A 24,084-nucleotide genomic window follows, 5' to 3' on the forward strand; every position below is an offset into this window, starting at 1 on the left:
GAACCGAGCTGCGGCATCGGCCGGGAACGTCGATCGATCCCCGCCCCTCGAGGAGTTGGTGCGCACCGTTCTGATGCCCCGTCCACCAGGGAGATCTCCGTGGCGGACAAGGAGGCTGGGCCCTACGGTGTCGCGACCGGACCGGACGGCGGGCTGTGGCTCACGTTCACGCACAGTGGGCGCATCGCGCGTCTCACCCTCGACGGTGAACTCACCGAACACCCCCTGGACTCGCCTGCGTGCCGTCCTGCCGTCATCGCCCCTGGGCCCGACGGGGCACTGTGGTTCACCCGGTCTCAGGACCCCCGGATCGGCCGTGTCACCGTCGACGGTGACACGGAATCCTGTCCCGTACCGACGCCCGGCGGCGGGCCCTTCGGTATCTCTGCCGGTCCGGACGAGGCGATGTGGTTCACGGAGATGAACACCGGCCGGATCGGCCGCATCACCGACGGCGGCGAGATCGCCGAGCACGGCCTGCCGTCACCGTCGTCCGAGCCGCACGGCATCACCCTGGGGCCCGACGGCGCTCTCCGGGCGGCCCTGGAGACGGGAGGTGTCGCGCGGGTGGAACCGTAGACCTCGGGACGGACGACTGCCGACGAACAGACCCGAACCTGCGTACGCCATCCGTTCGGCCGCCTCCCCCCTGCGCGAACGTCCTCGGAGCCGGACGGTTGGGACATGTCACAGGCCGTCGGCGCCCCCCGTCCCGATCGTCCCTTCCTCGCCGAGGTGGAGGACGCGGTCACCCCGCGCGCCACCCTGCTGGTCATCGGCGTGCTCGCCCTGCACCTGCTCTTCATCGCCTCCTACGTGGGCGCACTGCACGACCCGCGCCCCAGGGACGTGCCCTTCGGAGTCGTCGCGCCCCAGGCCGTGGCCGAGCGGACGGTGACCCGGCTGGCGGGGCTCCCGGGCGGGCCGCTGGACCCGCGAGCGGTGGCCGACCGGGCGACGGCCAGGAAGCAGATCCTGGACCGGAAGATCGACGGCGCACTGATCGTCGGCCCGGCCGGCACCGCCGACACCCTCCTGGTCGCCACCGGCGGCGGCCGGGTGCTGGCCACCACCCTGGAGACGCTCACCGTTCGCGTGGAGAAGTCCGAGGGCCGCACGGTACGGACCGTCGACGTGGCCCCGGCCGGCACGAGCGATGCCAACGGACTGTCGTCCTTCTACGTGACCGTGGGCTGGTGCGTGGGCGGCTACCTCTGCGCGTCGATCATGACGATCAGTGCGGGCGCCGCCCGTTCCACGCCGCGACGGGCGACGATCCGGCTCGCCGCCATGGTTCTCGTCGCACTCCTCGGCGGACTCGGCGGCGCCCTGATCGCCGGGCCGGTCCTGGGCGCGCTGCCCGGCAGCTTCCCGGCCCTCTGGGGACTCGGCACCCTGATCGTCTTCGCGGTCGGCGCGGCCACCCTCGCCTGCCAGGCCCTCTTCGGGCTCGCCGGCATCGGCCTGGCCATCCTGATCGTGGTGATCCTGGGCAACCCGAGCGCGGGCGGCGCCCTCCCGCCCCCGCTGCTGCCGCCCTTCTGGAAGGCGATCGGCCCGGCCCTGCCGCCGGGCGCGGGCACCTGGGCCGCGCGGTCGATCGCGTACTTCGATGGCAACGCCATGACGTCCGCCCTGCTGGTCCTGTCGGCGTGGGCGGTCGCCGGAACCGCGATCACCCTGCTGGCGACGGCCCTGCGCACCCGGCGAGCCGGTCCCTGAGGCGTGGGCACGACGCGGAAGTCCCGCCCCCCTGTTCGTCGCACGGGGCGGGACTCCTCCCGGCCGGGGCCCGGGCCGGGGGCCGCCGCGAAGCCGCCCACCTGGTCGAACAGGGCCTGTGAGGCCCAGCCGGGACCGGAGACCGAAGGCGTCAGCCGATCCGGGTGCCCGTCGCCGACAGCGCCTCCGTGACCGGCTGGAAGAACGTCTCCCCGCCCGAGGTGCAGTCGCCGCTGCCGCCGGAGGTGAGGCCGATCGCGCTGGCGCCCGCGAAGAGGGAGCCGCCGCTGTCGCCCGGCTCGGCGCAGACGTCGGTCTGGACGAGGCCGTTGACGATGTCCCCGTTGCCGTAGTTCACGGTGGCGTCCAGACCGGTGACCGTGCCGTCGTGCACCTGGGTCGTCGAGCCGCTGCGGGTGACCTTCATGCCGACGGTGGCCTCGGCGGCGCCGGTGATCGCCCGGGCCGAGCCGTTGTAGAGGTTCACCTCGCTCGGGTGGTCGACCCCGGCCGTGTACTTGACCAGGCCGTAGTCGTCGCCGGGGAAGCTGGAGGTCTCGTTGGTGCCGATCTCGGCACCGGAGGAGTCCGCCCAGGTCGAGATGGACTCGGTGCAGTGACCGGCGGTCAGGAAGTAGGGCTCGCCGCCCTTGACCACGTTGAAGCCGAGCGAGCAGCGCCCGCCGCCTCCGGTGATCGCGTCGCCACCGGCCACGAAGAGTTTGAACTCACCCTTGGTGCGGCGGAGTTCGGCCTTCTCACCGAGGCCCTCGACGACCTCGGTGAGCTGGGCCCACTCGGCGGCGGAGACCGTGCGGTCGGCGGTGACGACCACCTTGTTGGTGGTCGGGTCCGTCACCCAGGCGGTGCCCGGGACGGTCGCGTCCTCCTTGAGCGTCGTGCGGGCGCTCGTCAGTTCGGCGAGGGAGTTCTGGACGAGTCTGGCCTTGGCGCCGGCCGTCTCGACGGTCTTCACGGCGGCCTCGTCGAGCACGTTCACCACGAGGTTCTTGCTCCGCGCGTCGTAGTAGAGGCCGGCCGCGTCGGCGCCGAGGTCGGCGCGGAGCGTCGAGCCGAGCTTTCCGGCCGCGAGGGCGGAGAGCAGCCGGGGCTCGGGGGTGCTTCGGGTTTCGCTGGCGTTCGCAGTCTGGAAGGTGACACCCGCGGCGACGAGAGCGGCGATGCCCGCTCCGGTCATGACGGCCCGTCGCCCAGGTATGCGCCGGTGCTTCAACTCGGTTCCTCCTGTGGGGGGACGGGGCGGACGGCGGTGGGGGCCGCCCGGCCCGGAAGGCTGGGTTGACGGGCGCCCACTCTTCCGAACCGCACAGGGAGCACACAAGGTCGAACCGTGGACGCGCACAGGGTGAACACCGCGCGCCCTTCCCGCCTTCACCACCCCGGGGGCCCGACCGGCGGCCGACTCGGGCCGCGGCGAGAGTGGTTCGAATTGCAAATACCGTCGCTCCCCGCAGCCCCCCGCGGACGCGCGGGAGCCCCCGCACGCCGAGCGCGTGCGGGGGCTCCTCTGCTGTCGGCCGAAGGCCGTGCGTCCGGGCTAGAAGACGCTGACGCCGTACGCGTTCAGCGCCTCCACCACGGGCTGGAAGAACGTCGTGCCGCCGGAGGTGCAGTTGCCGCTGCCGCCGGAGGTCAGGCCGTAGGCCACGCCGTTGCTGCCGTAGAGCGAGCCGCCGGAGTCGCCGCCCTCGGCGCAGACGTTGGTCTGGATCATGCCGTAGACGACGTCGCCGCCACCGTAGTTGACGGTCGCGTTGAGCGCGGTGACCCGTCCGCTGTGGGTGCCGGTGGTCGAGCCGTCACGGTAGACGGTGGTGCCCACGGACGGGGTGCCCGCGCTGGTGATGTCCACCCCGCCGGCGGTGCCCGCCTTGGCGACCGAGGTGTTGGTGTACCGGACGATGCCGTAGTCGTTCGTCGGGAAGCTCGAGCCCGCCGTGGTGCCGAGCGTCGTGGTGTGCGACGAGTTGGACCACCACGTGCCGGCGCCGTCGGTGCAGTGACCGGCCGTCAGGAAGTAGTAGTTGCCCGCGCTGTCGCGGACGTTGAAGCCGAGGGAGCAGCGCCAGCTACTCGCATAGATGGCGTCGCCGCCCTGGATGTACTTCTGGAACTTGCCCTCGGTCCGCTTGATCGTCAGGGCGTCGGCGTTGCCGCCCGCCTGCTCCTTGATCTTCGCGATCTCGGCCTGGGACACCGTGCTGTCGACGGTGACGACGAGCCGGTTGGTCTTGCTGTCGACCGCCCAGGCGGTGCCCGGGACGTCGGCCTTGAGCACCGCGCTGCCGGCGCTCTTGAGTTCGGCGGTGCTGAAGGGGGTGCTGTCCGCGGCGTTCGCGTGGGGGATGGCGACGGCGGCGGCGGCCACGAGACCGGTGGTGACGGCGATCAGCCGGGTGCGTCTCGTGATGCCGTTGGTGGGGGTGGTGCGCTTGATCCTCACGTTTCGTTCCCTCCCAGGGGAAATCGGGGGCCCGCGTGGGGTCGGGGCCCGTGAGGCGCAGTCGAGGGCCATCGGGTGTCCGGATTCCGAACAGGCCATGCCCCTGACAAGCGCTGAGGGGGAGTATTCGGCCGAACGGCCGGTCGGCGCAAGGGCGCCTTTCGGCCGTCGATCCTTGAACCACCCGTGCGCGCCGGGCCCCGGCCGCCCGCCCGGAGTGCTTCCCGCCGCCCGGCACGAAGCGCCTTGGTACAGAGCAACTCGGTTCGTGCACAAGGGCGTCGGCGCCCCGGCGCCGACGCCGCGGACACCGCTCCCGCCCCTTCGGCCACCCGCGCCACCGGATGTCCGGAAGCAACCCCTCCGGACATCCCGCCGGCCCTCCCGCGTACGGACCGGCCGGCCGGGCCCGCGTCCGGCTCGTGCCCCGCGCCGGTACGGCATCGGCGTACCGGGCGAGGGGCGGCGGGCGGGACCGTCGCCGGCGTCGGCCACGCCGGGGGCCGCCGGCAAGCCGATCACCGACGGCACCTGCGCCAGGCGCGGTTCAGCAGTCGCAGCCGCAGCCGTCGCAGCAGCAGCCGTCACCGCACTTCCCGCAGCAGTCACAGCAGTCGCAGCAGTCCGAGCAGTTGTCGCAGTCGCAGCGCTGGCACAGCCCTTCCTTGGGCTCCCGGGTCCACGGGTCCTCGTACGTGCCGCAGCACATCTGGCACGTGCAGGCGAGGCCCGCCCACACCAGGCACCCGGCGAGCAGTCCGCGCCGGTCCCGGTGCGGCGGCCGCGAGGGCGGCGGACCGCCGGGGCCGGACGGGGCGTAGGGGTTGCCCGGCGGCGGCCCGTACTGCTCCGGCGCGGGCGCGTGTCCGCACGAGGCGGTGCCGAAGGCCCGGTCCACAGAGGTGCGCAACTCGTGCACGAGCAGCACGTGGGCGAGCCTGGCGTCCGTGAACTCGGCGTCGCGCAGCGCCAGCCGGATCCCGTGCACGGCGTCGTCCGCGAGCCGCCGCGCCTCCGCGAGGGAGGTCCCGGTGGCCGTGAGCGGGTTCCAGGCGCCGGACGCGGCGTCGGTCTCCCGGTCCTCCACGGCGTCCAGCAGGTGCGCGAGCCGGCCGAAGAGACGACCGGCCTCGGCGAGCGGCCCGGCGTTGCCGGGCCGACCCGCCAGGACCGCGGTGTGGGCGAAGGCCTCGGCGGTGGCCGTCTCGGTCGGCTCGGTGACGGTCAGCAACGGTGTGCCGGGCCCGGCGAGTGCCTCGATGCCGACCTGCCGGTCCACGGCGTCCACCAGGACGGCCGTGTCGAAGCCGACGGCTGAGCCGCCGCGCGCGCCCGCCCGCCCCCAGCCCGTGGCCACCCGGCGCGCGGCCAGGGCGACCGGGCGGCGTGCCAGCAGCCCGTCCCCGTCGGCGACGTGGTCGCGCACCTTGGCGGCGGCCAGCACCAGCGAGACCGCCGCCGCGAGCCGGGCCCCCTCACCCTGTGCGACGGACGCGGAGCGCATACCGCGCAACGGACAGGGCCCGGCCGTACGCCGCGCGCCCTCGGTCCGTTCGGCCTGAGCCTCCGTCAGGACGGAGACGAGCAGGCCGTCGTAGTTGGTGACGATCCGCGCGAACTGTCCGTGATCGCGCCGCAGGGCGAGGCAGAGCCCGCACAGATGCGCCATCCACTGGGTCCTGAGCCCCTCACCGAGCCGGTGCCGGCACGGCCTGACGATCCCGAACATGTCGATCCCCCGTGATGTGTGTCGATCCCTGCGACGTCGAGCGGCCATGGAGACCGCCGTCGGCCGCCGCATCGTATCGACCGCTCACCCCGCGGGAACGGCGCGCCCGGTTCACCCGTCCGCTCCGCTTCTCACCCGTCCGCTCCGCCACTCACCCGTACGCCGTGAAGAATCATATTTCACTCACAGTCAGCAGCCGTATGAGTCGCGACCCTTGGGGCACTTGGACTCTCGACGGATCGACTGTGCACCAGTAGCGTCACAAACCCCCCGCGCGGCGTCTATCCACTTGGCGCGACATCCGCATCATGGACGACCATGGGGAATGCGGAAAGCAAGAATGACCGCTGTGAGAGGAGGCGTCCATGGGATCGGTACGCAAGGCGAGTGCCTGGCTTGGCCTCGTCGACGACAACGATGACGAGCGTTACTACGACGACGACTATTCCGAGGGGACCGACCCCGGAGACGCCTGGGTCACCGACCCGCGGGTGAAGGTCGCCACCGACACGGCCCAGGAGAGGGGCCGCCGGATCGGCACCGTGACCCCGGACAGCTTCCGGGACGCGCGGGCGATCGGCGAGCTGTTCCGCGATGGTGTCCCGGTCATCATGAACCTCACGGCCATGGAGGCCGCCGACGCCAAGCGCGTGGTCGACTTCGCGGCCGGGCTGATCTTCGGGCTGCGTGGCTCGATCGAGCGGGTGTCGACCCGGGTGTTCCTGCTCAGCCCCGCCAACACCGAGATCGTCAACGGCGACCCGGCCGCGCGCCGCGCGGACGGCTTCTTCAACCAGAGCTGAGGCAGGGCCGCTCGCCGGCCCTGCCTCCTCCCGGGGTCAGCGGAAGGCGTCCAGTCCGGTGAGCGCCTTGCCCAGCACGAGCTGGTGCATCTCGACGGTGCCCTCGTAGGTCAGCACCGACTCGAGATTGGTCGCGTGCCGCATGACGGGGTACTCCAGGGAGATCCCGTTGGCCCCGAGGATCGTCCGCGCCGTGCGGCAGATCTCGATCGCCTCCCGCACGTTGTTGAGCTTGCCGAAGCTGACCTGTTCGGGACGCAGTCGGCCGGCGTCCATGCGCCGCCCCAGGTGGTGGGCGAGCAGGATCCCCTTGTGCAGTTCGACCGCCATGTCGGCGAGTTTGGCCTGGGTGAGCTGGAACCCACCGATCGGCCGCCCGAACTGCTCCCGCGACTTCGCGTAGTCGACGGCGGTCTCGAAACAGGCCCGTGCCGCCCCCATGGCGCCCCAGACGATCCCGTACCGGGCGTGGGACAGACAGCTGAGCGGGCCCTTGAGCCCGACGACCTCCGGCAGTACGGCGTCGGCGGGCAGCCGTACGTCGTCCAGCACGAGTTCGCTGGTGACGCTGGCCCGCAGGGACCACTTGTGCTTGATCTCGGGCGCGGAGAACCTGGGGGTGTCGGCGGGCACGACGAAGCCCCGGATGCCGTCCTCGGTCTGCGCCCAGACCACGGCGACGCCCGCGACCGACCCGTTGGTGATCCACATCTTGCGCCCGTTCAGGACCCAGTCGGAGCCGTCCTTCTTGGCATGGGTCCGCATGCCGGCGGGGTCCGACCCGTGGTCGGGCTCGGTCAGCCCGAAGCAGCCGATGACCTCACCGGCGGCCATGCGCGGCAGCCAGGCCCGCTTCTGCTCCTCGCTGCCGAACCGGTGGACGGCGTACATGGCGAGGGAGCCCTGGACGGAGACGAGCGAGCGGATCCCGGAGTCGGCGGCCTCCAGCTCCAGGCAGGCCAGCCCGTACTGCACGTTCGTGGCACCGGCGCACCCGTAGCCCGTGAGGGACATGCCGAGGGCGCCGATCCCGCCCAGCTCCCTCGCCAGTTCCCGGATCCGGGGCAGCTCGCCCTTCTCGTACCACTCGGCGACGTACGGCAGCACCCGGTCCCCGGCCCAGGAGCGCACGGTGTCCCGCACGGCGAGGTCCTCGTCGTCCAGGAGATCGTCGATCCCGAGGGGGTCGGACGGGTCGAAAGGAGGCGGCACGGACCCCACGGGCCCCGAGGACGACGACATGATTCCCTCCGAAACCTGAAAACTAGCACCGCTAGTCACGCAACTCCCCCGACGTTACGACGCCCTGCGGACCCCGTCCAGCCCCCGCCCCCACGACGCGCGTGGCGGACGCGGGGCCGCCGACGGCACCGCACCCGCGGGGGCCGCCCCGGGCGGTGCGCGGGTGGGAGACGGGCCGGCCGTCAGGCCGAGACCCGCGGCTGCCCGACCTCCCGGGGCGAGGGCAGCCGCACCGCGGGGGCCTCGCACTGCATCACCCGCGGCAGCCGCAGCGCCATCACCGCGCCCAGCAGCAACAGCCCCGCGCTCACCATCAGCGTCACGTGCAGTCCGTGCACGAAACAGTCCCGCGCCGTCTGCCGCAGGACCTCCCCGGCGGGCCCGCCGAGCCGCCCGGCGACCTCGTACGCCTCGCCCAGCGAGTTCCCCGCCGCGGCCGACGCCGCGGCCGGCACCCCCGGCACCGACGACAGCCCCGGCGCGTAGGCCGCGTTCATCACGCTGCCCAGCAGCGCGATCCCGATCCCGGCCCCCAGCTGGTACGACGTCTCGCCGATCGCCGCCGCCCCGCCCGCCTGCTCCGGCGGCGCCTCGCTCAGCATCGACTCGTACGCCCCGAACAGCGTCGTCTCCAGCCCGAACCCGAGCAGCAGGAAGCCGACCAGCAGCAGCGCCGGGTTGTCCGCCCCGCCCATCGCGGTCAGGGTGACGACCGCCGCGGCGGTGAGGCAGAACCCGGCGCACACCATCCGCCGCGGCCCGAATCGCCGCAGCAGCCGCGCCCCGGCGAGTCCCGCGGCCATCGCCGCGAAGGTCAGCGGCAGCAGTCGCAGCCCCGTCTCCAGCGGGGACAGGTCCAGCACCAACTGGAGGTACTGCGCCGCGATCAGTTCCAGACCCACCAGCGCCAGCATCGCCAGCACGATGCACCCCACCGCCGTACTGAACGCGGGCCGCGCGAACATGCGCAGGTCCACCAGTGGATGCGCGCGCCGTCGCTGCCGCCGTACGAACAGCACGATCAGCAGCGCGCCCACGGCCAGCGGCACCAGGGTGAGCGGACCCAGTTCGCCGCTGCCCAGCCGCTTCACGCCCAGGACGGCGCCGAACAGTCCGGCGGCGGCCGTCAGCGCGCCCACGACGTCCCACGGCCCCTCCCCGGCGCCCTTGGACTCGGGCAGCAGCAGCCGGCCCACCGGCAGGCTGACCAGCATCAGGGGGATGTTGACGAGGAAGACCGAGCCCCACCAGAAGTGCTCCAGCAGGAAGCCGCCGAGCAGCGGCCCGACCGCCGCGCCGACCGCGGCCACGGCGCTCCAGATGCCGATGGCCAGCGCCCGCTCCCGCCGGTCGGGGAAGACCTGGCGCAGGATGGACAGCGTCGCGGGCATGATCATCGCGCCGCCGACACCCAGCAGGGCCCGCGCGAGGACGAGCACCTCCGCGCTTCCGGCGAACGCCGCGAGCGCGGAGGCCACGCCGAACAGCGCGTAACCGAGCAGCAGCACCCTTCTGCGGCCGACCCTGTCGCCGAGCGTGCCGAACAGGATCAGCAGCGAGGCGCAGACCAGGGGATAGGTGTCGACGATCCAGAGCAGTTCGATCGCGCCGGGCCGGAGGTCCTCGGTGACGGCGGGCACCGCCACGTGCAGCACGGTCGCATCGACGGCGACCAGGAGCAGACTGACGCACAGCACCACCAGCACGACCCAGCGGTTGGCACCGGCCCCGGCCGCCCGACGGCGCCACCGAACGGCGGCCGTGGTCGTCCCGGACATGAACGTACCTCCCAGAGTTTCCTCGGTCCGGCGGGCTCGCGGGGTGGGGACTCCCCGGGGCTCGGCCGGAGAGGAGCGGTGGTCTCCGGCCCGCGCAACGAACGACGAGTGACACGCAGCGTACGCGAGTTCGCGCGTCGGCCACGTGGCGGACCTCTCACAGTTCCCCGCCGAACATGTGGCGTACGCCACTCCCCTCACGGGCCGTCGCACCCCGGCGCACCCTCCGTTTCCGGGTGCCGCCGATAATCGCCCCGTGACCGATCTCGAGACCCGGGTGGCGCCGCCCGGCCCCCCGTCCCTGCGCCGGGCGGCCCCCGCTCTCCTGGGGTACGCGGCCGTGCGCGCGCTGGGGCTGCTCGCCCTGGCGGTGTGGAGCGCCGCGCGGGACAAGAACGCGTACACCTTGCTGACGGCCCGCTGGGACTCCTTGTGGTACACCCGGGTCGCCGAACTGGGGTACGGCTACGAGGTGCGCCTGCCGAACGGCGACGTCCACTCCAACCTCGCCTTCTTCCCGCTGCTGCCGTGGCTGGAGCGGCTGGTCGCGGAGCTGACACCGCTGTCGTACGCCGACGCCGGTTTCGCCGTCTCCCTGACCGCCTCGCTCGCCGCGGCCTGGGGGATCTTCGCGGTCGCCGACCGTCTGTACGGGCGCCGGGCCGGGGGGTGCGCGGTGCTGCTGTGGGCGGTGCTGCCGGTCGGGATCGTGCAGTCGATGGCGTACAGCGAGTCGTTGTTCACCGCGCTGGCCGCCTGGTCGCTGTACGCGGTCCTCACCGGCCGCTGGGTGACCGCGGGCCTGCTGGCGTCGCTCGCCGGGCTGACCCGTCCGGTGGGGATCGCCGTGGTGGCGGCGGTGTGGGCGGCGGGCGTGGTCTCGTTCGTGCGAGAGCGGAGTGCGGCGGACGCGCCGGGCGCACGCATCGCCCCGCGCGCCCTGGGTCTTCTCCTCGCCCCCCTGGGCGCCGCCGGCTACGTCCTCTGGGTCGGCCACCGCACCGGGCGGGGTCCGCTCGGCTATCTCGACGTCCAGGCGGGCTGGCGCAACGGCTTCGACGGCGGTCACGCCTTCGCCCGATTCATCATCGCCAAGTTCACGTCGGTTCCCTCGGCCTTCGCCGGTCTCGCCCTGGTCGTCGGTGTCGCCCTGCTGATCCGGCTCCACGTCGCCTGCGTACGCGGACGCCAGCCCCTCCCCCTGCTGATCCACACGGGGATCGTCCTCGCGCTCGCGCTGTGCGCCTCCAGCTACTTCGGCTCGAAGCCGCGTCTGCTGCTGCCCGCCTTCCCGTTGCTGTTCCCCCTCGCCACGGCCCTCGCGCGGCTGCGGCTCCGGCGATCGGCCCTGGTCGTCGGCGGTGTCGCGGCGGCGTCGGCCGTGTACGGCGCGTGGTGGCTGAACGGCTCCGGTCCGCCCTGAGCCGTCCCGCCGGGCGGATGAGCGAACGGAGAATGGCGGCGGTGCATTCGGTGAACACATTCATAAGTAAGCCAAAACCATCCCCCAGAATGATCAAAAGAATTACGGGGAACGCAGTGCAGGGATTGCGGATTCCAGCGGAATAGTCGCCCTCCTGAGAGCAATCCCACATCACATCGTCATCACAAAGCCGTGGATTCGGCAGGTAACTGCGCTCACTCGCTGTAACGTCGATTGGGTGCGTACCGAACGAAACCTCACCCGTCTGGACCGGGTGTTCGCAAGGCTCGACCGTGAGCCGGAACGACCGGCCCACCTCGATGTGCCGCAGATGAGCAGGCACCGGGTCGCGCTGTTCTCGGCGACCCTGACCTTCTACCTGGCCATCGTGTGGCTCGTGGTGACCACCTCGTGGCTCGTCCGCCTCGACTGGCAGGTCATGTTCTTCCGGCCGTACCAGCAGTGGTCGGAGATCCACTGGTTCGTGGACTACTACGTGGTCCTCGGCCAGCGCGGACCCACCGCCGTCATGGTCTGCGCCTGGCTCGGCTGGAGATCCTGGCGCCAGCACACCCTGCGGCCCCTGCTCACGCTCGGCACGTCGCTGCTGCTGCTGAACATCACCGTCGGTGCCGCCAAGATCGGCATGGGCCGTCTCGGGCCGCACTACGCCACCGCCATCGGCTCGAACGAGATGGGTCTGGGCGGCGACATATTTCCCAGCGGCCACACCGCCAACGCGGTCGTGACCTGGGGAATCCTGGCCTATCTGGCCTCCACCCCACAAGCCCGCCGGTGGCTGTCCGCGCTCTCCGCGGTGACCTCGCTCGGCGTCGGCCTGGCCACGGTCTACCTCGGCACGCACTGGCTGAGCGACGTGGTCCTCGGCTGGGCTGCCGGCCTGCTGATCCTGCTGGCGCTGCCCGCGTTCGAGCCGCTGATCGCCCGCACCGAGGCCTGGATCTTCACTCTGCGTGACCGCCTGCGCGACCGCCGCGCGGGGACGACTCCCGTCCCGACGCCGGTACCGGTGGCCGTGCCGCTCACGCAGCGCGCCACGGCCGGCCGGCCGGACGAGACGACCACGGGCCGCGAGGCGGCGGCCCGTCCGCCCAGGGCACCGGTCTACCTCGCCCCCGGCCCGCACACGACCCGCGCGGAGCGCGCCCCGGTCACCCCGGCAGGCAGCCGCCGTCCGCCGCACGCGGACCGGCTTCCGCACGGTTCGGCCAACCCGGCCGCCCGCCCCTGACCTCATCGCGCGGGGCCCCTCGGTGCGCACACACCGGGCCCCGCGCGTCTCACCCCTTCCAGGCCCGCGTCACCCGGCCTTCGCTCACCTCGAAATTCAGCCGGCCCGCGCGGTACTCCATGGTGATGATCGTTCCGGGTGCCAGCGAACGCACCGTCGACCACCCTCGCTCACGGGCGAGCCGCTCGGCCCGGCCGCTCTCGAGGCCGACGTATCCGTCCGGACTGTCCTGGGGCTCCGCTGGCGGAGTGGGAATCGGTGCCATACCCGCAACGCTAGGCCGGGGCCGCAGTTCCGGGAACCCCGAACGGGAGATGTGGATCACTACGGTCACACTTCTGTCACAGGATCACGACACGGGTTTCCGTACGAATCCCTCACCCGAACGGGCGGTTCCATAAGCCTTACGCACCTATTCGACCGCCATTTCCGCGTGTCGCACCGGCTCCTTCCCGCACCCGGCGGAAAGTTCCCGGAGAACCGTTCCCGGATCCCGCTTTCTTTCGATTCCGCGGGGCTCCGCGGGGGTCGGGCCCTCATAGGAAATACACGGCTCCCCCACACATCCTCCGTACGCCCTCCGTCGGGCGCGTGGCGGCGCGAGCATCATGACGGCGGCTCGCGGGCACCCGTGCGGCGCGAGCGGGGCGGGACCCGGGACGCGACGAGCGAAGGGGCGAGCGAACAATGGGGACGGAGACCGCGCCGGCGACGGCGCGCACCGCGGGCGGGAGGCGGGGCCGGGTGGTCGTCGACTGGCTGACCACCACCGACCACAAGAAGATCGGGCACCTCTACCTGATCACGTCGTTCGCGTTCTTCCTGATCGGCGGGGTCATGGCGCTGATCATGCGGGCCGAACTGGCTCGCCCGGGTCTGCAGATCGTGGACAACCAGCAGTTCAACCAGTTGTTCACCCTGCACGGCACGATCATGCTGCTGCTGTTCGCGACCCCGTCCTTCGCGGGTTTCGCCAACGAGCTGATGCCACTCCAGATCGGCGCCCCCGACGTCGCCTTCCCCCGGCTGAACATGCTGTCGTACTGGCTGTTCCTGTTCGGCGGGGTGATCGTGCTCGGCTCGCTGCTGGTACCGGAGGGCCCCGCCGCCTTCGGCTGGTTCGCCTACGCGCCGCTCAACAACGCCGCGCACTCCCCCGGCCTCGGCCCCGACCTGTGGATCATGGGGCTGGCGCTGGCCGGCTTCGGCACGATCCTCGGCGCGGTCAACTTCATCACCACCATCATCGGGATGCGCGCGCCCGGCATGACCATGTTCCGGATGCCGATCTTCACCTGGAACACGCTGTTCACGTCGATCCTGATCCTGCTGGCGTTCCCGGTGCTGGCGGCGGCCCTGCTGGTGCTCGAGGCGGACCGGCGGTTCGGGTCTCAGGTCTTCGAGGCGGCCAACGGCGGGGCACTGCTGTGGCAGCACCTCTTCTGGTTCTTCGGGCATCCCGAGGTGTACATCATCGCGCTGCCGTTCTTCGGGATCATCACCGAGATCATCCCGGTCTTCAGTCGCAAGCCGATCTTCGGCTACCTGACCCTGGTCGGCGCGACGATGGCGATCACCGGGCTGTCGGTGGTCGTCTGGGCCCACCACATGTTCGCCACCGGCGCGGTGCTGCTGCCGTTCTTCTCGTTGCTGTCGTTCCTGATCGCGGTGCCGACGGGCGTGAAGTTCTTCAACTGGACCGGAACCATGCTGAAGGGCTCGCTCTCCTTCGAGACGCCCATGCTGTGGGCGACCGGCTTCCTGGTGACGTTCCTGTTCGGCGGTCTGACCGGGGTGATCCTGGCTTCGCCGCCGCTGGACTTCCACGTCACCGACTCGTACTTCGTGGTGGCGCACTTCCACTACGTCGTCTTCGGCACGGTGGTCTTCGCGGTCTTCGCCGGATTCTTCTTCTGGTGGCCGAAGTTCACCGGCAAGCTGCTCGACGAGCGGCTCGGCAAGATCCAGTTCTGGACGCTGTTCGTCGGCTTCCACACCACGTTCCTGGTCCAGCACTGGCTGGGCGCCGAGGGCATGCCGCGCCGCTACCCGGACTACCTGGCCGCGGACGGTTTCACCGCCCTCAACACGGTCTCCACGATCGGCGCGTTCCTGCTCGGCCTGTCGACGCTGCCGTTCCTCCTCAACGTCTGGAAGACCGCCAGGTACGGCGAGAAGGTCGGGGTCGACGACCCCTGGGGCTTCGGCCGCTCCCTGGAGTGGGCGACCTCCTGCCCGCCGCCCCGGCACAACTTCACCACGCTGCCCCGGATCCGCTCGGAGTCCCCGGCGTTCGACCTGCGCCACCCCGAGTACGCGGCGCAGATCCCGCAGCCGGAGCCGAAGAAGCACCAGGCGGGCTCGTGAGCGAGGCCCCGTGGGCCCGTCCGGTGTGCACACCGGACGGGCCCACGGGGCCGGACGCCGTCAGAAGTCCAGCCGCAGACCGGGCACGATCAGGTCGGGATTCCCGCCGATGGCCGTCTTGTTCGCGGCGTAGACCTGTTGCCAGGTGGTTCCTCGGCGCGCGGCGATCGTGCTGAGCGTGTCGCCTGCGCGGACGGTGTAGTCGCCGTCGCCGCGGGAGGACGTACCGCGGGAGCCGTGGCCGGGAGAACGCCCGGCGGCGTCGGCCGCCTTCGAGGAGCCTCCCGTGGACGAACCGTTCTTCGACGACCCGTCGGCGGACGAGCCGCCCTGCGCGGAGCCGCCCTCGGCCGGGCCGCTCGCGGCCGTGGGCGCGCCGCCGGAGGCCCCGGCGCGCGTGGAGCAGGTCGGCCACGCGCCCCATCCCTGGGAGCCCTGGACCTTGGTGGCGACGGCGATCTGCTGCTCCCTGGTGGCCTGGTCGGCGGTCGGCGCGTAGGCCGTGCCGCCGTAGGCGCGCCAGGTGGAGGCGGAGAACTGGAGTCCTCCGTAGTAGCCGTTGCCGGTGTTGATGTGCCAGTTGCCGCCGCTCTCGCACCGGGCGATGCGGTCCCACACTCCGGCGTCCGCCGCGGCGGCGTTGCCGCCTGCGGCCAGCAGTCCCAGGGGGGCGAGAAGCGCCGCCCCGGCGAGGACCGCCGTCGTACGCGCCTTGGCGGCGCGAGCGTCGACGCGGGTGTCATCGGCACATTCGGACATGAGGATCCCTCTCTACGAACCCGGGTCTCCCCCCGAGCGGAGCGCGCCGTCCGCGCGGGAACGCGGTCGTCGTGCTCCGCCCCGTCCGCCGGCGGTGGTGCTGCGCGGTGTCTGGCTCTGCGCGGCCGGCGGACGTACCCGGGCGGTGCTCGCTGCACACGGCCGAGCAATCTAGGGAATCCGACGGCCCGTCATCAATCAACGCGCCTTCATCGCAGGCCAGTTGGGCGTTACCGTCGGTATCGGCGAAATCAGGACACCTACTTCATTGCCTGATTTCCGGATTTGTCGACCGGTGCCGCACCTTGCCTGTGTCCCACCTCACGCGTTCAACTTCCGTGATGCTCTCGTCACTTGACGATGAGTGGCCGATTCCGCACGAATCGTGACCGTGCGCACAGGCCGGTTCGATTCCCTTCGCCCCGCAGCGTGACCCCCGCCACAACTCGCCCGTTGTCTCTGCATGAGCCGGGGAGCCACCCGGCCCGCCCACGCACCGCATCCGAGGGAGTCACCCGTGCCGCGCATGCTCGACGTCAGCGACGAGGTACGTGCCGAGATCGGCGCCGAAGAAGCCGACCGGCTGATCGCCGGAGAGAACGCCCCGGGCAGTTACGACTGCACGTCCTGCCGCACCCCGGGCGACTCCGAGCACGAGCGCACCAGCACCGTCCTGTTCATCGGGGACGAGACCGCCGTTCTCGCCTTCGCCCACGCCACCTGCCTGCCCTCGCAGATCGTCCAGGTCACCGAGGAGCAGCTCCAGGGCGCCGTCCGCTCCATCAGCGGCGACACCGCCGACCTGGACCCCGGCAAGGTCGTGCCCGAGCAGGCCGTGCTCGGCGTGACCAGCGGACTCGTCCTGATCGCCGGGGAGTTGCACCCGGCCCTGGTCGTCGAGCCGACCGCGCCCGTCGTGCGGCCCGGCGCCACCGACATCGGCGACGACTTCCTGCCGCTCCTCATCGAGCAGGGCTTCATGCCGCTGTCCGAGCTGTCCGAGGCGCCGCCCGTGCGGCACGGCTGGTCCGTGCTGCTGGCGATGGGGCAGCTGCACGCGGTGCTCCAGCCCTCGGTCAACGGCGGGCAGCAGGTGGCCTGGTGGCAGGCCCACCAGCCGTTGCAGGTGACGGAAGGCTGGCGGGCCGCCGCCAACAAGCACCAGCAGGTGCTGATGTTCGCGGCACCGGTGGGGTCGATCGGCCGCCAGCCCCGGGAGGACCTGCTGCGGGACGCGCTGGACAAGGCCGCGGCGAACGGCCAGCTGGTCGGGGCGGCGCTGCCCCTCGCCGGAACCTGAGCCCGCAGGGCGGGGACGCGGGCCGCGCCCCGCGCCCCCGAAGGCCGGTCACCGGCCGCATCCCCCGACCTCACACGTCGTTTGGACATACGTGCACACCTACGACGTTCCCCGCCGCCAGCCCTACCCGATCCCGTCCGCGCGACCGGCCCAGGACTCCCAGGACTCCCAGAGCGGCCCCTCGGCCACGCCGATCTACGACGCGCTCTACGCCGAGTACGTCAAGTCGTTCCGCTCGCTGCCCGGTGACCGCAGCGGTGAGGACGAACTGGGGTTCACCGCCTTCGGGAACATGCCGCACGGCACGGGGTCGTACGCGGTGCCGCGGCCGGGGTCGTTCAGCAGCTCGTACAGCGCCTACAGTGCGGGCGCGCAGAGCGCACGGCTCGGGCAGCCGTCGCAGCCACCGGCACCGCCCCCGTCGCAGGAGCAGGTGCAGGGGCAGAGGCAGGAACGGCGGCAGGAGCAGGAGCAGGAGCAGTCCCAGGCGCCGCAGTGGCAGCGGATCGGCCCGCTCGGGCAGACCGGCCGGCCGCACACGCCGACCGGGACGCACCGCGTCCCGGCGGCGCTGCCCCCGGCACCCCGGCGGAGCGTCTGAGGCCCGCAGCGGGCGCGGCACGGCCGGAGGGCGGCACCCACCACGGGTGCCGCCCTCCGGCCGTGCCGTCAGGTCACTTCTTCTTGCCGCGCTTCTCGCGCACCCGCACCGAGATGTGGATCGGCGTGCCCTCGAAGCCGAACTCCTCGCGCAGCCGGCGCTCGATGAAGCGCCGGTAGCCCGCCTCGATGAAGCCGGAGGCGAACAGCACGAACCGCGGCGGCTTGGTGCCCGCCTGGGTGCCGAAGAGGATGCGCGGCTGCTTGCCGCCCCGGATCGGGTGCGGGTGGGCGGCGACCAGCTCGCCGAGGAAGGCGTTCAGCCGGCCGGTCGGGACGCGCGTCTCCCAGCCCGCGAGGGCGGTCTCGATCGCCGGGACCAGCTTCTCCATGTGCCGTCCGGTGCGCGCCGAGACGTTCACCCGCGGCGCCCACGCCACCTGGGCCAGCTCGGTCTCGATCTCCCGCTCCAGGTAGTAGCGGCGCTCCTCGTCGAGGGTGTCCCACTTGTTGTAGGCGAGGACGATCGCGCGGCCCGCCTCCACCGCCGTGGTGACGATCCGCTGGTCCTGCACGGAGATCGACTCGGAGACGTCGATCAGGATGACCGCCACCTCGGCCTTCTCCACCGCGGCCGCCGTGCGCAGCGAGGCGTAGTAGTCGGCGCCCTGCTGGAGGTGGACCCGCTTGCGGATACCGGCCGTGTCGACGAACTTCCAGGTGACACCGCCCAGCTCGATCAGCTCGTCGACCGGGTCACGGGTGGTGCCGGCCAGCTCGTTGACGACGACGCGCTCCTCGCCTGCCACCTTGTTCAGCAGCGAGGACTTGCCGACGTTCGGGCGGCCGATGAGGGCGATGCGGCGCGGGCCGCCGACCGCCGTGCCGAAGGTCTGCGCGGGCGCCTCCGGCAGCGCCTCCAGGACCGCGTCCAGCATGTCGCCGGTGCCGCGGCCGTGCAGCGCGGAGACGGGGTGCGGCTCGCCGAGGCCCAGGGACCACAGAGAGGCGGCGTCCGCCTCACCGCTCTGGCCGTCCACCTTGTTGGCGGCGAGCACGACGGGCTTGCCGGCCTTGCGCAGCAGTCGTACGACCGCCTCGTCGGTGTCCGTGGCACCGACCTTGGCGTCGACGACGAACACGACGGCGTCGGCGGCCTCGATCGCGTACTCGGCCTGCGCGGCCACGGAGGCGTCGATGCCGAGGACGTCCTGCTCCCAGCCGCCGGTGTCGACGACCTTGAAGCGGCGGCCCGCCCACTCGGCCTCGTAGGTGACCCGGTCGCGGGTGACGCCCGGCTTGTCCTCGACGACCGCCTCGCGCCGTCCGATGATCCGGTTGACGAGGGTCGACTTGCCGACGTTCGGGCGGCCGACGACCGCGAGGACGGGCAGCGGCCCGTGCCCGGCGGCCTCGATCGCGCCCTCGACGTCCTCGACGTCGAAGCCCTCGATCGCGGCGAGCTCCATGAACTCCGCGTACTCGGCGTCACCGAGCGCCCCGTGATCGTGCTCGAAGGAGTCCGAGCCGTCGGGCTGGATGTGGTCGTTCATGAAGTCCGTACCTCTGCGTTCATTCGTGGTGATCGGTGGAGCACCCGTTTTCGGCGGTTTGATCCACTACTCAGTGTCGCCCAGCGCCCGCTCGGACGCCCGGCGTTTTCGTACCGTCTTCGTACCGTCGCGCCGCTATGCGTCGCGCCGCCGTCCGTCGTCCGCCGGGCGGCCGGTGAGCCGTCTGGCGTGTTCCAGGTGGGCGGCCAGTTGCTTCTGGATGCGCTCGGTGGCCTCGTCCAGCGCCTTGCGGGTACGCCGCCCGCTGCCGTCGCCCGCCTCGAACGGGTCGCCGAAGACGACGTCGACGCGGGAACGCAGCGGGGGCAGCGCCTTGAACAACCGTCCGCGCCGCTCGGTGCTTCCCAGGACGGCCACGGGGACGATCGCCGCCCCGCTGCGCACCGCGAAGTAGGCGAGCCCCGCACGCAGGGAGGCGAAGTCGCCCTCGCCCCGCGTGCCCTCCGGGAAGATCCCGAGGACGCCGCCGGCCTCCAGCACGCCCAGCGCGCGGGTGATGGCCTTGCGGTCGGTGGTGTCCCGGTCCACCTTGAGCTGACCGATGCCGGTCAGGAACGGGTCGAGGAGGCCGACGAACGCTTCCTTCTTGATCAGGAAGTGCGTCGGCCGGGGGGCCACGCCCATGACCATCGGCCCGTCGATGTTGTGGGAGTGGTTGACGGCGAAGATCACCGGGCCGGTCGCCGGAACCTTCCAGGCGCCCAGCACCCGCGGCTTCCACAACCCGAACATCAGGCCGACGCCGATGCGCCGCCCGACCTCCGCCCCTCTCTCCGAGGGCAGCTCGCTCACTTCGCCGCCCGCTTCTCCCCGACGAGGGTGACCACGCACTCGATGACCTGGGCCAGCGTCAGCTCCGTGGTGTCCACCTCGACGGCGTCGTCCGCCTTGGCGAGCGGGGAGGTCTTGCGGGAGGAGTCGGCCGCGTCCCGCTTGATCAGCGCCTCGCGGGTGCTGTGCACGTCCGCGCCCTTCAGCTCGCCGCTGCGGCGGGCGGCGCGGGCCTCCGGCGAGGCGGTGAGGAAGATCTTCAGGTCGGCGTCGGGCAGCACGGTCGTCCCGATGTCCCGTCCCTCGACGACGATGCCCCGCTCGGCGGAGGCCGCCAGCGACCGCTGCAGCTCGGTGATCCGCGACCGCACCTCGGGGACGGCGCTCACCGCGCTGACCTTGGAGGTGACCTCCTGGGTGCGGATCGGACCGGCCACGTCGACGCCGTCGACCGTGATCGTCGGGTCGGCCGGGTCGGTGCCGGAGACGATCTCGGGCTTGCCGGCGACGGCGGCGATCGCCGTGGGGTCCTCGATGTCGATCCCGTTGCTGACCATCCACCACGTGATCGCCCGGTACTGGGCGCCGGTGTCCAGGTAGCTCAGCCCGAGCTGGGCGGCCACGGCCTTGGACGTGCTCGACTTGCCCGTGCCGGAGGGACCGTCGATGGCGACGATCACGGGCTGGGCGGCGCCGTTTTCCACGGGAGGACACCTTCCTGGTGCGAGGCGGTGGGCTGCGGGACGACAACGTGCCCCGCACAAGGTTACTGGCTGCGGGTCACTCGTCCGGCCGACGGCCGCGGTGGGGGCCGGTCCGACACGGTTTCCCGGCGCGGGCCGGGCCCCCGGACGCCGGGTGCCTACTGCCGCAGCGCCCAGCCCCGCTCCCGCAAAGCGGCGCTCAGCACGGCCACCGCCTTCGGCTCCACCATCAACTGCACCAGGCCGGCCTGCCGGCCCGTCGCGTGCTCGATGCGTACGTCCTCGATGTTGACCCCGGCCCGGTCGGCGTCGGCGAAGATGCGGGCCAGCTGCCCCGGCTGGTCGTCGATGAGCACCGCCACGACCTCGTACACCCGCGGAGCGGACCCGTGCTTGCCGGGGACCCGGACCTGGCCGGCGTTGCCGCGCCGCAGGACGTCCTCGACGCCGCCGGCGCCGGCGCGCCGCTCGTCCTCGTCGGAGGACTGCAGGGCGCGCAGCGCCCGGACCGTCTCGTCGAGGTCGGCGGCGACGTCGCCGAGCAGGTCGGCGACCGGCCCGGGGTTCGCGGAGAGGATGTCGATCCACATCCGGGGGTCGGAGGCGGCGATCCGGGTCACGTCCCGAATGCCCTGCCCGCACAGCCGTACGGCGGCCTCCTCGGCGTTCTGCAGGCGGGCGGCGACCATGCTGGAGACCAGGTGGGGCATGTGGGAGACGAGCGCCACGGCCCGGTCGTGGGCGTCGGCGTCCATCACCACGGGGACGGCCCGGCAGTGCGAGACCAGCTCCAGGGCGAGGTTCAGCACCTCGGTGTCGGTCTCGCGGGTCGGCGTCAGCACCCAGGGGCGGCCCTCGAAGAGGTCGGCGGTCGCGGCCAGCGGGCCGGACTTCTCGCGGCCGGACATGGGGTGGGTGCCGAGGTAGGCCGACAGGTCGAGGCCGAGCGCCTCCAGTTCCCGGCGCGGCCCGCCCTTGACGCTGGCGACGTCGAGGTAGCCGCGGGCCGCGCCCCGGCGCATGGCGTCGGCGAGCACGGCGGCCACGTGGGCGGGCGGGGCGGCGACGATGGCGACGTCGACCGGGCCCTGGGGGGCGTCGTCGGTGCCGGCGCCGAGCGCCGCCGCCGTACGGGCCTGCTCGGGGTCGTGGTCCTCCAGGTGGACGACGACGCCGCGCTGGGCGAGGGCGAGGGCCGCGGAGGTGCCGATGAGTCCGGTTCCGATGACGAGCGCGGTCCTCACTGGGCGATGTCCTTGCGCAGGGCGGCCGCGGCACCGAGGTAGACGTGGTTGATCCCGGAGCGGGGCCGGTCCGACTCGATGTGTGCGAGGACGCGGACGACCCTCGGCATGGCGCCCCGGATGTCGAGTTCCTGGGCGCAGATCAGCGGTACGTCGACGATGCCCAGCTTGCGCGCGGCCGCGGCCGGGAAGTCGCTGTGCAGGTCGGGGGTGGCCGTGAACCAGATGCTGATCAGGTCGTCGGCGGCGAGGGCGTTCCGCTCCATGACGGCGGTGAGCAGGGCCCCGACCCGCTCGTCCATGTGTCCGGCCTCGTCCCTGTCCAGCTGGACGGCCCCCCGGACCGCTCGTACCGCCACGGCGCTGCTCCTCGCTCACGTAGGTCACGGCTCTTCGTCGTCCAGCGTAGTCAGCGCGGACCGGCCCGGAGCACGGCGCCCGCCCGCTGAGACGCGCCCCGTGCGAACAGCCGGCCCCGCGGGCCCGGAGACGGCCGTCGCCGACGGCACCGTCGGCCGGCCTGCCGCAGGAGCGGTTTCCCCACCGGCGACGGCGCGATGACGAGTGGCCGGTGGCCGGCGCTCAGTGGTCCCACAGCGCCCCGAGGGTCACCAGCTCGCTCCGGTGCTCGATCCGGTCCGCCCACTCCGTCGGCCAGGCGTCGGCCCCGGCGTACGCGCCCGCGAAGGCACCGGCCAGGCAGGCGATGGAGTCGGAGTCGCCGGCGGAGCAGGCGGCCCGGCGCAGTGCGGTGACCGGCGCGTCGGGGAAGAGCAGGAAGCACAGCAGCCCGGTCGCCAGTGCCTCCTCGGCGATCCAGCCCTCCCCGGTGGCCAGGCACGGGTCGGTCTCCGGCGAGGGGCTGCGCAGGGCGTCCTGGAGCCGCTCCAGGACGCCCAGGCAGTCGTCCCAGCCGCGCGCGATGAAGTGCTCCGGGGTCGGGTCCTGGGAGCGGGTCCACAGGTCGCCGAGCCAGCGGTGGTGGTAGCGGGTGCGGTTGTCGAGGGCGTACGAGCGCAGCAGTCCGACGAGGCCCGTCGGTTCGGCGCCGTCCGCGAGCAGCCGTACGGCGTGGGCGGTGAGGTCGGAGGCGGCGAGCGCGGTGGGGTGGCCGTGGGTGAGGCCGGACTGGAGCTGGGCGGCGCCGGCCCGCTGCTCGTCGCTGAGGCCGGGGGCGAGGCCGAGGGGCGCGACGCGCATGTTGGCGCCGCAGCCCTTGGAGCCGATCCGGGCGGCGTCCTGCCACGGGCGCCCGTCGTCCTCCAGCAGACCGCAGGCGGTCAGGCAGGTCCGGCCGGGAGCGCGGTTGTTCTCGGGCGAGCGGTACCAGTCCACGAACTCCTCGCGCAGCGGCCGTTCCAGCCGGGCCGGCACGAGCAGTCCGCGGTCCACGGCCGTGCGCAGGGCCCGGCCGACGGCCAGCGTCATCTGCGTGTCGTCGGAGACGAAGGCTCGCCCCGGCAGTTCCATCTCCCGCCACGGCCCGCATGTGGCGAGGATCGAGGGGACGTCGTCGAACTCGGTCGGGAACCCGAGCGCGTCCCCCAGCGCGAGGCCCAGCAGGGCCCCCGTCGCGGCGCGCTTCCTGACGGTCGTGGTGGTCATGCGGAACGTCCTTCCCGGGGCGGTCGCAGCAGGGGCGGGTGGAGGGCGGTGGCGGTGCCCGCGCGGTAGAGGGCGGCCGGTTTGCCGCGGCCGCCGGTCAGCCGTGCGGGGCCGCCGGGAACGGGTTCGACGAAGCCGGGGGTGGCGAGCACCTTGCGGCGGAAGTTGGGCCGGTCCAGGCCGGTGCCCCAGACCGTCTCGTAGACCTGCTGGAGCTCGCCGAGGGTGAACTCGGTCGGACAGAAGGCGGTCGCGAGACAGGTGTACTCGAGCTTGGCGCCGACCCGTTCGTGGGCGTCGGCCAGGATCCGGTCGTGGTCGAAGGCGAGCGGTGCGGCGTCGTCGTACGGCCGCCAGCGGGCCTGGGCCGCGTCGCCGCCGCCGCGCGGTTCGGGGGCGTCGGGCAGCAGGGCGGCGAAGGCGACGGAGACGACCCGCATGCGGGGGTCGCGGTCGGGCTCGCTGTAGGTGCGCAGCTGTTCCAGGTGGAGGCCGGAGACGTCGGCGAGGCCGGTCTCCTCGGCGAGTTCGCGCCGGGCGGCGGCCTCGGCGGACTCGTCCGGCAGCACGAACCCGCCGGGCAGCGCCCAGCGGCCGAGGTACGGCTCCTGCCCCCGCTCGACGAGCAGCACGTGCAGGGCGCCCGCGCGCAGGGTGAGGACGGCGAGGTCCACGGTGACGGCGAAGGGCTCGAAGGCGTACTTGTCGTAGCCCCGCATCCACCCACCCCCTTTTAATAGTCATACC

21 protein-coding genes and 1 pseudogene are annotated in these 24,084 nt (G+C 72.5%); 8 read left to right on the forward strand and 14 right to left on the reverse strand.

Annotation, left to right across the window (positions count from 1 at the left end; genetic code table 11):
• Positions 1-36 precede the first annotated feature (36 nt).
• Positions 37-534 (forward strand): annotated as a pseudogene (locus tag AB0N31_RS17315) (virginiamycin B lyase); the annotation flags it as partial.
• 150 nt (positions 535-684) lie between these two features.
• Positions 685-1,722 (forward strand): DUF3533 domain-containing protein, encoded by a 1,038-nt coding sequence (locus tag AB0N31_RS17320; protein ID WP_366059217.1) that lies wholly within the window; start codon positions 685-687, stop codon positions 1,720-1,722.
• 151 nt (positions 1,723-1,873) lie between these two features.
• Here AB0N31_RS17320 and AB0N31_RS17325 read toward each other — a convergent pair whose 3' ends face one another.
• The 3 genes from AB0N31_RS17325 to AB0N31_RS17335 form a co-directional block, all read right to left on the reverse strand.
• Complete coding sequence (locus AB0N31_RS17325) at positions 1,874-2,956, reverse strand: S1 family peptidase (RefSeq protein WP_366059218.1); 1,083 nt, start codon at positions 2,954-2,956, stop codon at positions 1,874-1,876.
• A 324-nt stretch (positions 2,957-3,280) separates the two neighbouring features.
• The gene (locus tag AB0N31_RS17330) at positions 3,281-4,186 is read right to left on the reverse strand and encodes a S1 family peptidase (RefSeq protein ID WP_366059219.1); all 906 of its coding nucleotides are present in this window, start codon (positions 4,184-4,186) and stop codon (positions 3,281-3,283) included.
• A gap of 547 nt (positions 4,187-4,733) precedes the next feature.
• The gene (locus AB0N31_RS17335) at positions 4,734-5,915 is read right to left on the reverse strand and encodes a DUF5685 family protein (RefSeq protein ID WP_366059220.1); all 1,182 of its coding nucleotides are present in this window, start codon (positions 5,913-5,915) and stop codon (positions 4,734-4,736) included.
• Between the two features lie 365 nt (positions 5,916-6,280).
• On the opposite strand from AB0N31_RS17335, the gene AB0N31_RS17340 reads away from it, so the two are divergent.
• A complete protein-coding gene (locus tag AB0N31_RS17340; protein WP_363092731.1) occupies positions 6,281-6,718 on the forward strand; it encodes a cell division protein SepF in 438 nt (145 codons plus the stop codon).
• Positions 6,719-6,754: 36 nt separating this feature from the next.
• On the opposite strand, the gene AB0N31_RS17345 is transcribed toward AB0N31_RS17340, so the two are convergent.
• Both AB0N31_RS17345 and AB0N31_RS17350 read right to left on the reverse strand, forming a co-directional pair.
• Complete coding sequence (locus AB0N31_RS17345; protein WP_366059221.1) at positions 6,755-7,960, reverse strand: acyl-CoA dehydrogenase family protein; 1,206 nt, start codon at positions 7,958-7,960, stop codon at positions 6,755-6,757.
• A gap of 182 nt (positions 7,961-8,142) precedes the next feature.
• On the reverse strand, positions 8,143-9,738 hold the full coding sequence (locus AB0N31_RS17350) for an MFS transporter (RefSeq protein ID WP_366059222.1): 1,596 nt from the start codon (positions 9,736-9,738) through the stop codon (positions 8,143-8,145).
• Positions 9,739-9,994: 256 nt separating this feature from the next.
• Between AB0N31_RS17350 and AB0N31_RS17355 the strand changes: the two genes are divergently transcribed.
• Both AB0N31_RS17355 and AB0N31_RS17360 read left to right on the forward strand, forming a co-directional pair.
• Positions 9,995-11,161, forward strand: a complete 1,167-nt coding sequence (locus AB0N31_RS17355; RefSeq protein WP_366059223.1) for a mannosyltransferase family protein — start codon at positions 9,995-9,997, stop codon at positions 11,159-11,161.
• A gap of 238 nt (positions 11,162-11,399) precedes the next feature.
• On the forward strand, positions 11,400-12,413 hold the full coding sequence (locus tag AB0N31_RS17360) for a phosphatase PAP2 family protein (protein ID WP_366059224.1): 1,014 nt from the start codon (positions 11,400-11,402) through the stop codon (positions 12,411-12,413).
• 49 nt (positions 12,414-12,462) lie between these two features.
• On the opposite strand, the gene AB0N31_RS17365 is transcribed toward AB0N31_RS17360, so the two are convergent.
• Entirely contained in the window at positions 12,463-12,678 is a 216-nt protein-coding gene (locus tag AB0N31_RS17365; protein WP_366059225.1) for an I78 family peptidase inhibitor, read from the reverse strand.
• Positions 12,679-13,100: 422 nt separating this feature from the next.
• Here AB0N31_RS17365 and ctaD point away from each other — a divergent pair, with 422 nt between their 5' ends.
• A complete protein-coding gene (gene ctaD, locus AB0N31_RS17370; protein WP_366059226.1) occupies positions 13,101-14,780 on the forward strand; it encodes a cytochrome c oxidase subunit I in 1,680 nt (559 codons plus the stop codon).
• 60 nt (positions 14,781-14,840) lie between these two features.
• Here ctaD and AB0N31_RS17375 read toward each other — a convergent pair whose 3' ends face one another.
• On the reverse strand, positions 14,841-15,539 hold the full coding sequence (locus AB0N31_RS17375) for a transglycosylase family protein (RefSeq protein ID WP_366059227.1): 699 nt from the start codon (positions 15,537-15,539) through the stop codon (positions 14,841-14,843).
• A gap of 517 nt (positions 15,540-16,056) precedes the next feature.
• Here AB0N31_RS17375 and AB0N31_RS17380 point away from each other — a divergent pair.
• A complete protein-coding gene (locus AB0N31_RS17380; RefSeq protein WP_366059228.1) occupies positions 16,057-16,839 on the forward strand; it encodes a hypothetical protein in 783 nt (260 codons plus the stop codon).
• A 91-nt stretch (positions 16,840-16,930) separates the two neighbouring features.
• Positions 16,931-17,440 carry a hypothetical protein gene (locus tag AB0N31_RS17385; RefSeq protein WP_366059229.1) on the forward strand — a complete coding sequence of 170 codons (510 nt, stop codon included), beginning with the start codon at positions 16,931-16,933 and terminating at the stop codon, positions 17,438-17,440.
• A gap of 73 nt (positions 17,441-17,513) precedes the next feature.
• On the opposite strand, the gene der is transcribed toward AB0N31_RS17385, so the two are convergent.
• The 7 genes from der to AB0N31_RS17420 form a co-directional block, all read right to left on the reverse strand.
• Complete coding sequence (der, locus tag AB0N31_RS17390) at positions 17,514-18,992, reverse strand: ribosome biogenesis GTPase Der (protein WP_366059230.1); 1,479 nt, start codon at positions 18,990-18,992, stop codon at positions 17,514-17,516.
• 135 nt (positions 18,993-19,127) lie between these two features.
• The gene (locus AB0N31_RS17395; protein ID WP_366059231.1) at positions 19,128-19,805 is read right to left on the reverse strand and encodes a lysophospholipid acyltransferase family protein; all 678 of its coding nucleotides are present in this window, start codon (positions 19,803-19,805) and stop codon (positions 19,128-19,130) included.
• Complete coding sequence (cmk, locus tag AB0N31_RS17400) at positions 19,802-20,488, reverse strand: (d)CMP kinase (protein ID WP_366059232.1); 687 nt, start codon at positions 20,486-20,488, stop codon at positions 19,802-19,804. The genes AB0N31_RS17395 and cmk overlap by 4 nt, the downstream gene beginning before the upstream one ends.
• Positions 20,489-20,646: 158 nt before the next feature.
• Positions 20,647-21,732, reverse strand: a complete 1,086-nt coding sequence (locus AB0N31_RS17405; RefSeq protein WP_366059233.1) for a prephenate dehydrogenase — start codon at positions 21,730-21,732, stop codon at positions 20,647-20,649.
• A complete protein-coding gene (aroH, locus tag AB0N31_RS17410) occupies positions 21,729-22,091 on the reverse strand; it encodes a chorismate mutase (protein WP_366059234.1) in 363 nt (120 codons plus the stop codon). The genes AB0N31_RS17405 and aroH overlap by 4 nt, the downstream gene beginning before the upstream one ends.
• Positions 22,092-22,314: 223 nt before the next feature.
• Entirely contained in the window at positions 22,315-23,337 is a 1,023-nt protein-coding gene (locus tag AB0N31_RS17415) for an ADP-ribosylglycohydrolase family protein (RefSeq protein ID WP_366059235.1), read from the reverse strand.
• Positions 23,334-24,056 carry an NUDIX domain-containing protein gene (locus AB0N31_RS17420; RefSeq protein WP_366059236.1) on the reverse strand — a complete coding sequence of 241 codons (723 nt, stop codon included), beginning with the start codon at positions 24,054-24,056 and terminating at the stop codon, positions 23,334-23,336. The genes AB0N31_RS17415 and AB0N31_RS17420 overlap by 4 nt, the downstream gene beginning before the upstream one ends.
• Positions 24,057-24,084: the final 28 nt, after the last annotated feature.

The organism is Streptomyces sp. NPDC051051 (assembly GCF_040682975.1).
GTDB lineage: Bacteria > Actinomycetota > Actinomycetes > Streptomycetales > Streptomycetaceae > Streptomyces.